The sequence below is a fragment of the Cupriavidus sp. 01L46 genome (assembly GCF_056399905.1).
On the sequence record NZ_JBFTSF010000236.1, the window covers coordinates 1 to 13,129 of the forward strand.

The 13,129-nt window shown below is 66.4% G+C and carries 17 protein-coding genes; 11 read left to right on the top strand and 6 right to left on the bottom strand.

The genetic code is table 11. The features are described from left to right. Window positions 1-165 (bottom strand): helix-turn-helix domain-containing protein (locus AC1DS3_RS29250; protein ID WP_477128486.1); only part of this gene is annotated, 165 nt, incomplete at its 3' end. 177 nt (window positions 166-342) lie between these two features. On the opposite strand from AC1DS3_RS29250, the gene AC1DS3_RS29255 reads away from it, so the two are divergent. After that, the gene (locus tag AC1DS3_RS29255; protein ID WP_441636364.1) at window positions 343-795 is read left to right on the top strand and encodes a DoxX family protein; all 453 of its coding nucleotides are present in this window, start codon (window positions 343-345) and stop codon (window positions 793-795) included. Here AC1DS3_RS29255 and AC1DS3_RS29260 read toward each other — a convergent pair. The 3 genes from AC1DS3_RS29260 to AC1DS3_RS29270 are packed head-to-tail and all read right to left on the bottom strand — an operon-like array spanning window position 792 to window position 3,764. Beyond that, window positions 792-2,135: an MFS transporter gene (locus tag AC1DS3_RS29260; RefSeq protein ID WP_477128478.1), complete on the bottom strand. Its 1,344-nt coding sequence runs from the start codon at window positions 2,133-2,135 to the stop codon at window positions 792-794. The genes AC1DS3_RS29255 and AC1DS3_RS29260 overlap by 4 nt on opposite strands. Next, window positions 2,132-3,229, bottom strand: coding sequence for an MBL fold metallo-hydrolase (locus AC1DS3_RS29265; protein ID WP_477128479.1), 1,098 nt, complete (start codon window positions 3,227-3,229; stop codon window positions 2,132-2,134). The genes AC1DS3_RS29260 and AC1DS3_RS29265 overlap by 4 nt, the downstream gene beginning before the upstream one ends. Window positions 3,230-3,260: 31 nt before the next feature. Next, window positions 3,261-3,764 (bottom strand): ester cyclase, encoded by a 504-nt coding sequence (locus AC1DS3_RS29270; protein WP_477128480.1) that lies wholly within the window; start codon window positions 3,762-3,764, stop codon window positions 3,261-3,263. 414 nt (window positions 3,765-4,178) lie between these two features. Between AC1DS3_RS29270 and AC1DS3_RS29275 the strand changes: the two genes are divergently transcribed. Further along, on the top strand, window positions 4,179-5,378 hold the full coding sequence (locus AC1DS3_RS29275) for a collagen-like triple helix repeat-containing protein (RefSeq protein WP_477128481.1): 1,200 nt from the start codon (window positions 4,179-4,181) through the stop codon (window positions 5,376-5,378). Window positions 5,379-5,472: 94 nt separating this feature from the next. Here the strand turns inward: AC1DS3_RS29275 and AC1DS3_RS29280 are convergent, their stop codons facing one another. Next, window positions 5,473-6,798, bottom strand: a complete 1,326-nt coding sequence (locus AC1DS3_RS29280; protein WP_441636354.1) for a DUF2325 domain-containing protein — start codon at window positions 6,796-6,798, stop codon at window positions 5,473-5,475. A 220-nt stretch (window positions 6,799-7,018) separates the two neighbouring features. Here AC1DS3_RS29280 and AC1DS3_RS29285 point away from each other — a divergent pair, with 220 nt between their 5' ends. Both AC1DS3_RS29285 and AC1DS3_RS29290 read left to right on the top strand, forming a co-directional pair. Next, the gene (locus AC1DS3_RS29285) at window positions 7,019-7,375 is read left to right on the top strand and encodes a gamma-glutamylcyclotransferase family protein (protein WP_441636352.1); all 357 of its coding nucleotides are present in this window, start codon (window positions 7,019-7,021) and stop codon (window positions 7,373-7,375) included. A 138-nt stretch (window positions 7,376-7,513) separates the two neighbouring features. Next, complete coding sequence (locus AC1DS3_RS29290) at window positions 7,514-7,942, top strand: TOBE domain-containing protein (RefSeq protein WP_477128482.1); 429 nt, start codon at window positions 7,514-7,516, stop codon at window positions 7,940-7,942. Window positions 7,943-7,961: 19 nt separating this feature from the next. On the opposite strand, the gene AC1DS3_RS29295 is transcribed toward AC1DS3_RS29290, so the two are convergent. Next, complete coding sequence (locus AC1DS3_RS29295) at window positions 7,962-8,981, bottom strand: molybdopterin-binding oxidoreductase (protein WP_441636348.1); 1,020 nt, start codon at window positions 8,979-8,981, stop codon at window positions 7,962-7,964. Between the two features lie 204 nt (window positions 8,982-9,185). Here AC1DS3_RS29295 and AC1DS3_RS29300 point away from each other — a divergent pair, with 204 nt between their 5' ends. The 7 genes from AC1DS3_RS29300 (at window position 9,186) to arsC (ending at window position 13,102) form a co-directional block, all read left to right on the top strand. After that, window positions 9,186-9,512 carry a winged helix-turn-helix domain-containing protein gene (locus tag AC1DS3_RS29300; RefSeq protein WP_441636475.1) on the top strand — a complete coding sequence of 109 codons (327 nt, stop codon included), beginning with the start codon at window positions 9,186-9,188 and terminating at the stop codon, window positions 9,510-9,512. 297 nt (window positions 9,513-9,809) lie between these two features. Further along, entirely contained in the window at window positions 9,810-10,316 is a 507-nt protein-coding gene (locus AC1DS3_RS29305) for a GyrI-like domain-containing protein (RefSeq protein ID WP_477128483.1), read from the top strand. A gap of 77 nt (window positions 10,317-10,393) precedes the next feature. After that, window positions 10,394-10,591, top strand: a complete 198-nt coding sequence (locus tag AC1DS3_RS29310; RefSeq protein ID WP_477128484.1) for a hypothetical protein — start codon at window positions 10,394-10,396, stop codon at window positions 10,589-10,591. 147 nt (window positions 10,592-10,738) lie between these two features. After that, on the top strand, window positions 10,739-11,119 hold the full coding sequence (locus tag AC1DS3_RS29315) for a VOC family protein (RefSeq protein ID WP_441636342.1): 381 nt from the start codon (window positions 10,739-10,741) through the stop codon (window positions 11,117-11,119). A gap of 116 nt (window positions 11,120-11,235) precedes the next feature. After that, window positions 11,236-11,589 (top strand): ArsR/SmtB family transcription factor, encoded by a 354-nt coding sequence (locus AC1DS3_RS29320; protein WP_441636340.1) that lies wholly within the window; start codon window positions 11,236-11,238, stop codon window positions 11,587-11,589. After that, window positions 11,576-12,670, top strand: coding sequence for an ACR3 family arsenite efflux transporter (gene arsB, locus AC1DS3_RS29325; RefSeq protein ID WP_477128485.1), 1,095 nt, complete (start codon window positions 11,576-11,578; stop codon window positions 12,668-12,670). Before AC1DS3_RS29320 ends, arsB begins: the two co-directional genes overlap by 14 nt. A 6-nt stretch (window positions 12,671-12,676) precedes the next feature. After that, window positions 12,677-13,102 carry an arsenate reductase (glutaredoxin) gene (gene arsC / locus AC1DS3_RS29330; RefSeq protein ID WP_441636336.1) on the top strand — a complete coding sequence of 142 codons (426 nt, stop codon included), beginning with the start codon at window positions 12,677-12,679 and terminating at the stop codon, window positions 13,100-13,102. The last annotated feature ends 27 nt before the right edge of the window (window positions 13,103-13,129 follow it).

A 13,129-nucleotide genomic window follows, 5' to 3' on the forward strand; every position in this document is an offset into this window, starting at 1 on the left:
GTCGAACAGCGCCACGCCGAGCTGATTCTCCAGGTTGGCGATCGTGTAGCTGATGACCGAGGTCGCCCGGCTGAGCTTGCGGGCCGCGCCGGCAAAGCTGCCGACGTCCACCACGGTCAGGAACACCTTCAGTTGATCCAGCGTGGGCGTACCGGGATTTGGCATCTTATCGATTTTGTCGAACGTTTCGATCCATATTATCCCAGTTTCGCGGACGTAAAAACCCGCCTACATTTAGGCCCATCGGATGCATTACCCGATTCAGACCCTGAACCCGAACCCTGATCCCCTGACTCAACCGGCCTGCCATGACCGTGCGGCCGCATCGAATGGAGAACCACCATGTCCCAAGCCGCCCAACTCAATACCCAGACCAACACCCAGGCCAACGCCCGTGCCGATACACCCGCCGCAGCCGGCGTGGCAGTGCTGGGCCGTGTCCTGATCAGCGCCATCTTCCTGCTCTCCGGCGCGTCCAAGCTGGCCGCGCCGGCCGCCATGATCGGCTACATCCAGTCGGTCGGCCTGCCGCTGCCGCAGGTGGCGCTGGCCATTGCCATCGCCGTGGAGGTGGCGGGCGGCATCGCCCTGGTGCTGGGATACCGCACCCGCCTGGTGGCTGCCATCCTGGCCGTCTTTAGCGTGGCGACCGCGCTGGCCTTCCATGCCAACCTGGCGGACCAGAACCAGTTCATCCACTTCTTCAAGAACATCGCGATGGCCGGCGGCCTGCTGCAGATCGTGGTCTACGGTGCAGGCCGCTTCAGCCTGGATGCACGCCGCGGCAACGCTTAACGCGCGGCGCGTGTTTCAAGCGCAGCCATGCGCATGGGAAACGCCAGCACGAAGAGCAGCGCGGCCAGCATCAGGGCCGCGCTGAGGATGTACAGGCTATAGATGAAGCCGCCGGTGGCCGCCTTGATGGCGCCCACCATGACCGGCGCCACCAGGCCCGCGCTGCTGCCGATCGTGCTGATCATGGCGATGCCGGCAGCCGCGCCCCGGTCCGCCAGGATGCTGCCCGGCACGGACCAGAGAATCGTGAAGGCGCTGGAGATGCCCGCCGACGACAGCGCCAGGCACAGCACCGCCGCTAGCGGGTCGTGCATKAACAGCGTTGTGAGCGACAAGCCCAGCGCGCCAACCAGCGCCGCCACGGCAAAATGCCAGCGCCGCTCGCCCGTGCGGTCAGAATGGCGGCCCACAACGATGGAGGCCGCAATCCCGGCGACCGCCGGCACCACCGCGTAAAACCCCACCTGCAGCACGCTCAGCCCCATCATCTTCAACAGCGTGGGCTGCCAGAACGACAAGGCATAGATGCCCAGGATGGCGAGAAACGAGATCAGGCCGAGCATCCACACGCGCCGGTCGCGCATCGCGGCGCCAAAGCCGTGGGCCGCGCGCACGCCGTTGGCGGCCTGGTCCTCCTCCAGCAGCCGGACGACGCGTTGCCGCTCGGGGGCGCTGAGCCACCGTGCCTGCGCAGGGCCGTCCGACAGGATGAAGAAGGCCAGGACGCCCAGCATCACGCTCGGTATCCCCTCAAGCAGGAACAGCCACTGCCACCCCTGCAAGGACCACGCGCCATCGAGGAACGTCATCACCAGCCCCGCCAGCGGCCCGGCCACGATTGGCGCGGCGCCATAGGCCATGAAGAACAGCGCCGTCACCTGTGCCCGGCGCCGCGACGGGTACCAGAGCGTGAAGTAGAACAGCACCCCCGGCGCGAACCCGGCCTCCAGCACGCCGATCAGGAACCGCAACGCATAGAACTGCGTGGGCGTGCTCACGAAGATCATGGCCGCGGACGCCAGTCCCCACAGCCCCATGATGCGCAGCAGCGTAGCCCGCACGCCGATCTTCGCCAGCATCAGGTTGCTGGGCACCTCGAACAGCGCATAGCCGAGAAAGAAGATGCTCGCGYCCAGGCCAAAGACAGCATCGCCAAAGCCGAGGTCCTCGCGCATCTGCAGTTGCGCATAACCAACGTTGGTCCGGTCCAGGTAGTTGAAGACATAGCACACGCATAGCAACGGCAGCAGCCGCCATGTGATCTTGCGGAACAGCTCGGCGTCGCTGGCCGGATCGGCGGCGGCCGCGCCGGCCGGCTTGGTGAGGGTAGCGGTGTTCATCGCGAAGCCCTCCGGTCTGCCCGCGTGCTGGTCGGGTGGCCGAACTCGGTCTCGCCCCACAGGTGGCTGGACGGCGCGCCAGGGAACAGCCAGTACGGCGTGCACTCGGACGATGGCACGACGTTGCTGAACGGATGCGCCTCGGAGGCGCCCGMGATGGTTTTCTCCAGCACCATGGACAGGTACTGGTCGTTGCTGCTCTCCTGCGTATTGCCGTTCAGGATCACCTCGGCCCCGGTGGCGCGTGCAAAGCGCCGGATGCCGTTGTGGCGCGAATGCTCTGGCGACCAGCTGTCCGCGCTGACACCGTTCTCGCTGCTCACGCGGATGCCGTCGGGCGTGCGATAGACCAGCGAGTGATTGCCTTCGGTGTGCCCTGGCGTGTGCACCAGCGCCAGGCCGTGGCCCAGGTGCACGCTGCCGTCGAAAGCGACAACGCGCTCCCGCGGCACGTCCGCCAGGCCATTGGGGCAGTACCAGTCGGCCTGCACCGGCAGCAGGCCCTGCACGCTGGCCAGCTCCTGCCGGTGCACCAGAAGCCTCGCGTTGGGCAGCAATCCGCGGCTCGCKCCGCTGCCGAGCCAGCGGCGCACGTCCTGCGTGTGCAGGTGATCGTAGGTGATGTAGTCGATCTGCTCCGGCGCCACGCCGCAGCGTGCCAGCGCTTGCAGCACCGTGCCGTAGACGGGGGCGATGGTGCTATGCAGGAACCGCGGCGTCTGCGTGCTCATGCGCTTGAAGTAGGGCGTCTCGGCGCCGGCCTCGAAGTCCGCGGGGGTAAACAGCAGTGTGCGCAGGCACCCCGCGAAGTCCTCGTACTGGATCAGCGCCATGCGCGACAGCAGGTGGATCAGGTGCGGCTTGAGCATCTGCTGCGAGTACACGCCGTTAAAGGCGTACCAGGCCGGATAGGGAACCCGTAGCAGGTTGAAGCTGCGCGCGAACCGAACCGGCGGCGCTTCCAGGAACTGCTCGCGAAACTGCGCTGCGCCGCGGCGCAGCGCGCGCAGGCGGTCCTGTGGCGCGCTGGCGCTGCGGGCACCGTCAAAGTCGGAGATCGGCAGCAGGCCTRTCGGATCGGGTTCGCGTTTCATGGGTTGTCTCCTGTGGTTCTTGTTTTTCTTTCTATGCGGCTTCGGCCTGGCGCGCATCCGGCTGGCCCAGCAGGCCGCCGATCAGCTGGGGCAGCGTGTCCGGCGGCGTGCCGGCAAGCAGCTGGCGCAGCATCGTCAGCGTGTCGAAATACACGCGCTCGCAAACCAGGCGCTCGCCCTCGAAGATGAACAGCGCGATCATGCGGCAGCGAAACGCATTACCCGTCGGCGGCAAGCCCCGCAACGGGCCACGGTGCGTGMCCAGCAGCCAGAACTCCACGATCACGGCATCGTCCGTGTGGCGCAGCTGGATGATCTCGTGGCGCTGGTCGGGGAAGGCCAGGCGGCTGTCGAGGTAGTACTGGCGCACAGTGTCGATGCCGTCATGCACTTCGCCACTGGGAATCAGCTCGTAGTGCGGGTGCGGGAAGGTGGCGAGCACGGCATCGAAATCCTGGCGGGTCTCATCGGCGAAGTGGTCAAGCACCAGGCGCTCGCGGCGCGTCTTGAGATCGGGGGAGAGAGGTGTGGTCATGCTGAAAGCTCCGTGGCGGGCAATTTGCGGAACACTGCGGCCGATGCCGCAGTCCGTTGCCTGGAGCGATTATCTGCAGCGTGCCGGCGCAAGACTGTCGCCGCTTGGCAGTTGCCGATCCGGATAAACCCCGGGTTTGGCGCGCGCGTGCCAGGCGCCCATGTCTTCGGCTCGATTGGCGGCGGAGCCGGTGAGACGTTACGTAACGCGTAACGGAACAGGCGCGCGCAGGGCGCGCTTCAAACGCACGATCCCGGCTTCATCCATTTCCCGCAAAGCCAATCCACAAGCGGGTTCCAGGTCCATGAGCACGGTCGCGCGCGGCACGGGGAAAAACGCTTTTCACCTCGGGCATAACTATTGCGTCTAGGCCACTATTTGACGATTCAACGCCATAACCAGAGAGGTCTGACCGTGCGCAATCAGCAATATTTCCTTGGTATCACATTGGGCGCGTTGGTGCTGCTTGGCGGCTGTGCCAACGGATCCGACGGCGCCATGGGCAAGACCGGCGCCACAGGCCCGACGGGCAATACGGGAGCGGCGGGCAACGCTGGTGTCACCGGTGCGGCCGGCAGCGCAGGTGCCAAGGGCGATGCCGGGGCTGCCGGCGCCGCGGGGACGAACGGATCGGACGGCGCAGCGGGAGCGACAGGCGCCACCGGCGCCACTGGCACCACCGGAGCAGGCGGCGCTACCGGAGCCACAGGGGCAACGGGGGCAACGGGCACGACGGGTGCCAACGGCCCCTCGGGCGCCACTGGCGCTACCGGGCCTGCGGGTTCCGCGGGCGCCACCGGCGGCACGGGGCTCACCGGCGCGACCGGTGCCTCGGCACTCAATCAGCTCGGCACCGCAATCAGCAGCGTGGGCAGTGCCGTCGGCGCGGTGGGCACCGGCCCGCTGGCTGCCGTCACCACGCCTGTGGCATCCATCGTCAGCCAGGCTGGCCAGATCGTKGGTGGCGCGGGACCGCAGGCCATCACTAATCCGGTGACCCAGATCACGGGCACGCTCGGCCAGGCGATCGTGCCGCTGACCTCCACGCTGACCGGCGCCACGCAGACCCTGGGCGCAGCGACCGGCCTGGGCTCCGTCGTCGACAATTTGCTGCGCACTGTTGGCGGTACGGTGGGCACTGTTGGCACTACGGTCACCCAGACCAATGCGCCGGTGGTATCCGGCCTGGGTGGCATCGTGACGTCCACCGGCAATACGGTGTCCGCGCTGGGCGGGCTGGTCAACGCCCCCACGGGCGGCACTGGCAATAGCACTAGCCCGCTGGCTCCGGTCACGAACCTGCTTGGCGGGCTGACGGGCGGGCTGACGGGTGGCCTGGCACCGGGCAATACGCCGGCGTCGGGCCTGCTCGCGCCAGTGACCAGCCTGCTCAACAACACCCTCGGCACGGTGACGCACGCCACGGGCAGCGGCGGCGGCGCGCTGCCCGGTGCCTTGCCTGGCTCGCTGACCAATGCGCTGGCGCCGGTCACCAATGTGTTGGCAGGCGCAACCGGCGCAACTGGCGCAACTGGCACGGCGGGCGCCGGCAATGCGGGCACGGGTGGCCTGYTCGGCGGATTGCTTGGCGGGTTGGGCGGCACCAAGCCCTGATACGTTAGCGCCATGGGAAACGCCGGCGCCATGGCGCCGGCGTTTCTACAACCTGAGCGCGCCGGTCGTTCAGGCTCCGCCTGCGCGCATGTGGCTAGCCGCCGGCAGCTACGGCGCCGGCTTCTTGCCACGCCGCTGCGCTGACGCGCGTGGTCAGCTCGACAAAGCTGGCCACGCTGGCGGTTCGCAAAGGATAGTAGGCCACCTGATGGCGCTCGCAGACGCGCTTGAGCATGTTCATGGAGTCATGGTCGATGCAGTCGACGGGAAACACCACCATGTCCGCGCGGGCCACGGTTGCCGCCAGCAGGCCCTTCCTGTCCTCGATGCCGCCGTCGTGCAGCACGAGCTGGCCGCCGGTGGATTCCACCAGCGATTTCAGGGTGTGGTTGGCGCCCGGGCGTCCGCCCACATAGACAATGCGTTTTCCCTGTAGCTGGCGCAGCCCGGCGTGGCGCTCTTCCCCTTGTGCCGCGGCGGGGAGCATGGCGCGTTCCATGGCTTCCGATTCGGCGCGGCTGATCTTCAGCTGGGCCAGTGTGTCGTCAAGCTGCGCGCGCACGGCCTGCATCTGCTCGTGTTCGCGCATGGCGCGTTGCTCCGCGGCTTCGCGGCGGCTTGCCTGCAGTGCGAGTTCCCCATCGCGAGCCGCCAGGCTCTCTCGCAGCATCTGCAATGCCGTATCTGTATCCGTATCCGTATCCGTGCCGCACGGCCCAGTTTGCCGGTCCGCGCGCGCGTTCAGCTGGCTGAGCTGATCGCTCATCTGGCGGATCGCGATTTCATGCCGAGTGCTCAACGCCTGCAGGCGCTCCTGCTGGCGCTCGAGCTTGTCCCGCAGCGTGGCGTTTTCTTCTTCCAGCGCGATCAGCCGGCGGATGTCGGCGCGATTCGCCGCACCCACCAGGTGCGATAGCATATGCACCTCGCCAAATGCCGCCTGGCGAACCGCGGTGCTGGCTTCAGGGTGCGTCATCACCGCCCAGTAAGCCGGCGGGATGTCGCCGCTGCCGACGGCGTCGTCCCAGAGCTTGCGCACGGCATCCGCATCCTTGGCTGCGCCGAAACGCTTCAATGTGCTCGCGTAGCGCTCATCGAGCGCTTTCTGGAACGCCTTGCAACCCTCGCCGCCCGCGCTGGAAAGCTTGACCGCTTCGTGGTGGATCTCGAGGTCGGTGGCGCGTTGCCGGTCCAGCGTGGTGAAGCGCGGTACCAGCTTGCGCAGCTCGCTGGTGGTCATGCAGGTGCCGATCACCGAGCAGTGCAGGTGCGAGTCCAGCTCGGCAAGGCGCGTGCGCCGCCGTACCGCGCGGCCCTGCGCTTGGGCTGGCGTGCAGCAACCGGCGGCCGGTGGCTGCTCGTGGCCAAGCGCGGCCCCAATGCCATTGGCGTGAGCAAGGCGAAACGGTGGCGTGTGCATGCGGGCCTCACGTGGGAGAAGACGGGCAGGGTGGCGCGTTGCCGTGCCTCGGAGAGGGGCAACGTCAGGCTTCCCGTTCGGTTAGCGAAATATATCATTGAATATAACGGGTGTGGAGCGGTGGCGCAGCGCGCCGCAGGCCGGTAAGGCAGCGCTGCCAGCAACCACCGGGCATGCCCTAGAATTGCAGCGCCAGACAGGCAGATCAAAAGGAGTGGTGATGATGGTGGATGCGAAAGATACGGCTGTACTGCTTTTTTCCTACGGAACGCTGCAAGACAAGGCGGTGCAGATCGCCAACTTCGGCCGCGAGCTGGCCGGTCGCCATGACGCCATCCCCGGCTACTCGCAGTCGATGGTTGCCATCGATGACCCTGCCGTGGTTGCTACCAGCGGAAAGACGCACCATCCGATTGTCCAGCCCAGCTCGGATCCCAACGATGAGGTGGCCGGCATGGTCTTCGAGATCACCGCGCAGGAGCTGGCATCCGCCGATGCCTATGAAGTCTCGGACTACAAGCGCATCGCGGTGACGCTGAAGTCAGGCGTTCAGGCGTGGGTCTACGTCCGGGCCTGAGCAAGAATGGTTATCAGGAAGGACGGCATGGCGAAGGGATGTGAACGCGCTATGATCTGCCGACCAGGCACCCGGGCGCGACAGGCCGGGACCCATGCGGCCGGGCGATGGCCGCCGGCATGACGAGGCGCGAACAACATGAAAACCAGTGCAAGAAACCAATTGAGCGGCAAGGTCAGCGCAGTCCACAAAGGCGCGGTGAACGACGAAATCGAGCTGGAGATTGCCGGCGGCGTGCGCATCGTGGCGACCATCACCGCCGAGAGCACGAAGCGCCTCGGGCTGGCTGTCGGCAAGGAAGCCGTCGCGCTGATCAAGGCATCGTCCGTGATCGTGGGCGTGCCCGACCCGGACATGCTGCTCTCCGCGCGCAACCAGCTTGCCGGCACTGTATCGGGCATCAAGACCGGCGCGGTGAATGCGGAGGTGTCCATCGGCCTGGCGCAKGGCGGTGAGATCGTGGCCATCATCACCAATGACAGCGTGACCAGCCTCGGGTTGGTGCAAGGCGGCGCGGCCGTCGCCATCTTCAAGGCCTCCAGCGTCTTGCTGGCCGCGCGCGCATAAGCGTGCCGAGCAATGGCGCCTATTGGGCAGCCGGCGCCGCGAACACTTCCAGGCTGATCAGCTTGGAGACGTAGCGGCCCGCCTTGCCATCGTTGGGGATCACCAGCCTGGCAAAGCCGTTGGCGCCCAGCGGCGCGCCGTCCACGGCATAGGCGATGAGGTCCGGCTGGTTGCCAAAGCCAGGCTCGACCTCGCCCAGCGCGACCAGGGTCTTGTAGCCGTCGCTGCCGGTTGCCACCACATACATGGCCAGCACGTCGTTCTTCACCGCCGGGTTGGTGGCGAGGCCGACCGTGGTGTTCAGGAAATCCCACAAGCTCACGCCCGTGTAGGTGTTGGCGCCCACCGTGCGCGTGACCACCGGCAGGGCTTTCAGGGCGGTCAGGTCGAACGTGCCGGGCTGCTTGACCGCGCCCGTCACGGTGAGGAGGGTGGACGGCGCGCCGCCCGTGCCCATGGCCGTGGAGCCGGACGCGCGCACATCCAGCCGCAGCAGGCCGGAGACATAGCGGCCGCCCTTGCCGTCGCCCGGCGCGGTCACGCGCAGCAGTCCATCGGCCGTGAGCGGGGTCGCGACGCCATTCACCGTTTCGCCATAGACAACCTGGCTGGCCCGGTTGCCAAAATCCGGCTTGATCTCGCCCAGCGAGAACACCGCCTTGTAGCCATCGGCGCCGGTCGCCAGCACGTACTTGCCGAGCACGTCGTTCTTGACGGCGGCATTCACCTGGATGCCCATGCCATCGAGCAGGTCCCACAAGGCCGTGCCCACATAGGTGTGGGTTTGCGCGCCGGAGCCGCTCGAGAAGCTGACGGCCTGGGTGGCGGCCGGACGCGCCTGGAGCTGCGCGAGCGTTAGCGTGGCGGGCCGGTCCAGCGCGCCGCCGACCTGGAGCTGCCGCTGGGCTTGCACAGGCTGCGTTACCGGGGTGGCTGCCATGGCCGGTGTCTCGGCGTCGGAGCCGCCGCAGGCTACCAGGCACAGTGGCACAAAGGCGGTGCCGAGCCATACGGACACCGGACGCTTCATCTTGAGCATGTGGATCTCCTCTGCCGCTTATTTCTTTTCGTTATATTCACTGTAACATAACGCTTTGCGGATCGTATGGCGATGCCCACATAGGCGCTATTGCATCGCGCGCATATTCCGCTGGGGAGGCCGCCGGGGTACCATGCCGCCATGGTCAAACTTGCTCGCTCCCGAACCTCGGTCAGCCCGGATACGCCGCAGGCGCTGTTTCGCATGCGCGTGATGCTGGGCGATACCATCGCCATTGGCCCCGGCAAGATCGCGCTGCTGGAAGCGATCCGCGAATGCGGCTCCATTTCCGCCGCGGCGAAACACCTCGACATGTCCTACAAGCGGGCCTGGGATCTGCTCAACGAGATCAACCGCTCGCTGGCCAAGCCGGCAGTGGATTCCGAGCATGGCGGCGCGCAGGGCGGCGGCACCGTGCTCACGCCGGTGGGCGAGGAAGCGATCCGGCTCTACCGCGCCGCGGAGCTACGCGCGGCCAAGGCCTGCGAGGCCGAGATCAACGGCCTGATCAAGCTGCTGGCCAAGCCTTGAGCTTGCGGCCCAAGCCCTGAGCCCTGAGCCCTAAGCCTGCCACTGCCGGACCTCGATGCCACTCGCCGGTGCTGGCGGACAGCGCTTCATTCACCGAACGCCCTCCTTGGTTGGTCAGGACGCCGGCTTTGCGCTGCGTTATATGGGTAATTCCCGCTCATATCGATATATTTCGCTAACCAAGGCATGGCACGAGGTTCGAATGGGCGCATCAAGTGCCGGCGGCGTTTGCGCTATGCTTGGCGCCGCGCACGCCACATATCTCCTATGGACTGCAATTTCTCCGAGCCACAACGCATGCATGAACCGAACTCGACCGCTCTTCCCCCCACCCCACGTTTTGAAGCCGGCCGCGCATTCTGGATAGCGGGCCTCGGCGCGCGGTTCACCCTGGAAACGAACGGCGGCATCCCCGCGCTCTGGGAAGCGCTCGGCCCGTCCATTGGCAAAGTCCCGGGCCAGGTGGGCGGGATGACCTACGGCCTGTGCTGCAACCCTCGGGACGACGGCAGCTTCGAGTATGTGGCCGGCGTGGAAGTGAGCAGCCCGGATGGACTGCCGTCATCGTTTCGCTGCATCAAGATCGAGCCGCAGCGCTACGCCRTATTCGTGCATGCAGGCGATGTCTCGACACTGCACGAGACGTTTCACCGCATCTGGCATCAATGGCTGCCGGCGTCCGGGTTTCAGGCCGGGCATGCGCCTGAGTTTGAGCGCTACAGCGCGGACTTCGATCCGGTGGCAGGAACGGGCACCGTGGAAATCTGGCTGCCGGTCAGGGGTGGGGCGGATGCGGCGGCCTGAGGCGTTGCCCGTCAGAGGCGCGAACACCACCATGCGCGAAGCTGGATCCCGCGAACGCGCCGCGCTACGAGGCAGCCTTGTCGGCGGAGCTTGGCAAGCTGGGTGCCGACGATCAGGCGGCCATGGACGCGACAAGGCGCGATCCTGCCTTGCCTGCGATGCTGATCGCCGCGTCGAAGGCGCTTGAGGCAGAGCAATCGCCTGCGCGGCTTCTGCGCAAATGCAGCCGTGCGCTCCAGCGCACCGAAGCGGCGGAGCCTGCAAGCCCGAAGTGAGCGCAGGCAGGATTGCGCGCCGTGCTTTGTTACCTCGCCCGCCTTGAGTCCCCCGCCGCGATGAACAATACTGGCCCGTAGGCCGCTCCRGCGCGAGCGGGCCGGTTTTGTTTCCGCATGCGCGGAAGTGATTTCAAGGAGTACGCCATGTTGCGCGACAGTCATGCATTCAGCGGATTCTCGGTCGACGACATCGCCAAGGCCACGGACTTCTATGGCGGTACGCTGGGGCTGGAAGTATCCGCGAGCGGGGGCTTGCTGACCCTGTATATCGCCGGCGGCAACAACGTGCTGCTTTATCCCAAGCCGAACCACGTGCCTGCGACGTTCACGGTGCTGAATTTCCCGGTGAAGAGCGTGGACAAGGCCGTGGAGACACTCGGCAAGCTCGGCGTGCGCTTCGAGACCTACGACCTGCCCGGGCTGAAGACCGACGAGCGGGGCATCTGCCGCAGCGAGGGCGGCCCCGTCATCGCCTGGTTCAAGGATCCGGCCGGCAATATTCTCTCGGTGCTTGAAGCGACATAAGCTGTTTTGGCCGGGCACCAGGCACCAGGCGGCGGCTAGCGGACCGCTCGATGTGCCCATCCTTATCATTTCAATGATTGTTGAAATATTGAAATGATGGCGTTATGATCCGGGGCATGAACTCTAACCTGGTCGTACGCGCCCTTGGCGCCCTTGCCCACGAATCCCGTCTTGCCATCTTCCGCGCGCTGGTGGTGGCGGGCCCGAGGGGCATCGCCGCCGGCGACATCGCTCAACAGGTCGGCATTTCGCCCTCCAGCCTCTCGTTTCACCTGAAGGACTTGTCCCATGCGGAACTGGTGGCTTCCCGCCAGGACGGCCGCTTCGTGATCTATTCGGCCAACTTTGCGGCCATGAGCGGCCTCGTTGCCTTCCTGACCGAGAACTGCTGTGGCGGGGCGCCATGCGAGGCGCCCGCTGCGCCGGCGTGCTGCGATGCCAAGCCGGAGGCCCCCGATGCGGCACGCTGAATCCGCGCAGCCCGTTGTGGCGGATGCGCCCGCGCAGGCCATTGGTTTTTTCGAGCGCTACCTGACGCTGTGGGTGGCGCTGTGCATCGTCGCGGGGATCGCGCTGKGGCAGGCCATGCCCGGCTTTTTCGCCACCGTGGCCAGCATGGAGGTGGCGCAGGTCAACCTGCCGGTTGGCGCGCTGATCTGGGTGATGATCATCCCGATGCTGATCCGGATCGATTTCGGGGCGATGGGCCAGGTGGCCGGCGAGTGGCGTGGCATCGGCGTGACGCTGTTCGTGAACTGGCTGGTGAAGCCGTTCTCGATGGCGCTGCTGGGCTGGCTGTTCGTGCGGCACGTCTTTGCCGGATGGCTGCCCGCCGGCCAGCTCGACAGCTAYGTCGCCGGGCTGATCCTGCTCGCGGCCGCGCCGTGCACGGCGATGGTGTTCGTGTGGTCGCAGCTCTGCAAGGGCGATCCGTATTTCACGCTATCGCAGGTCGCGTTGAACGATGCCATCATGGTGGTCGCCTTCGCGCCGGTGGTGGCGCTGCTGCTGGGCCTGTCGTCCATCGCGGTGCCGTGGGACACCCTGGTCATCTCCGTCGCGCTCTACATCGTCGTTCCCGTGGCCGTGGCGCAGGTCATCCGCCGGGCGCTTCTCGCACGGGGAGACGCGGCCTATCGGCGGGCGGTGGCGGCGCTCGGCCCTTACGCCATCAGTGCGCTGCTGGCCACGCTGGTGCTGCTGTTCGGCTTCCAGGGACAGGCTATTGTCAACCAGCCGCTGGTGATCGCGATGCTGGCCGTGCCGATCCTGATCCAGGTGTTCCTCAACTCGGGGCTGGCCTATCTGCTCAATCGCAAGCTTGGCGTCGCGCATTGCGTGGCCGGCCCGTCCAGCCTGATCGGCGCGAGCAATTTCTTCGAGCTGGCCGTTGCCACGGCCATCAGCCTGTTTGGCTTCCAGTCGGGCGCGGCGCTGGCCACCGTGGTGGGCGTGCTGATCGAGGTGCCCGTCATGTTGCTGGTGGTGCGCATCGTCAACCGCTCGCAGCCCTGGTACGAAGCCGGCATCCAGACACATCCATCAAGGTAGTCAAGCATGCATGTCCAGATCTATCACAACCCCGACTGCGGCACGTCGCGCAATACGCTTGCGATGATTCGCAACGCCGGGATCGAGCCCGAAGTCATCGCGTACCTCACGCAACCCCCGGAGCGCGCGGTGCTCAAGGCGATGATCGCCAGTGCCGGGCTGACGGTACGCGAAGCGCTTCGTGAGAAAGGGACGCCCTACGCCGAACTCGGCCTGGGCGATCCGGCGCTCACCGACGACCAGTTGCTCGACGCCATGCAGGCGCACCCGATCCTGATCAACCGGCCGTTTGTGGTGACGCCGCTCGGGGTGCGGTTGTGCCGGCCATCGGAAGTGGTGCTGGACATCCTGCCATCGCCGCAGCGCGGCGCCTTTGCCAAGGAAGATGGCGAGCGCGTGATCGATGCCGACGGCCGGAGGGTTGGCCGATGACGGATGCGCTGCGCAACGTCCTGCTGC

Coding starts and splice junctions, on each gene's coding strand:
- AC1DS3_RS29295 (WP_441636348.1), bottom strand. CDS start 8,981: ATGCTCAAGATGAAGCGTCCGGTGTCCGTATGGCTCGGCACCGCCTTT.
- AC1DS3_RS29255 (WP_441636364.1), top strand. CDS start 343: ATGTCCCAAGCCGCCCAACTCAATACCCAGACCAACACCCAGGCCAAC.
- arsC (WP_441636336.1), top strand. CDS start 12,677: ATGCATGTCCAGATCTATCACAACCCCGACTGCGGCACGTCGCGCAAT.
- AC1DS3_RS29320 (WP_441636340.1), top strand. CDS start 11,236: ATGAACTCTAACCTGGTCGTACGCGCCCTTGGCGCCCTTGCCCACGAA.
- AC1DS3_RS29280 (WP_441636354.1), bottom strand. CDS start 6,798: ATGCACACGCCACCGTTTCGCCTTGCTCACGCCAATGGCATTGGGGCC.
- AC1DS3_RS29285 (WP_441636352.1), top strand. CDS start 7,019: ATGATGGTGGATGCGAAAGATACGGCTGTACTGCTTTTTTCCTACGGA.
- AC1DS3_RS29315 (WP_441636342.1), top strand. CDS start 10,739: ATGTTGCGCGACAGTCATGCATTCAGCGGATTCTCGGTCGACGACATC.
- AC1DS3_RS29300 (WP_441636475.1), top strand. CDS start 9,186: ATGCGCGTGATGCTGGGCGATACCATCGCCATTGGCCCCGGCAAGATC.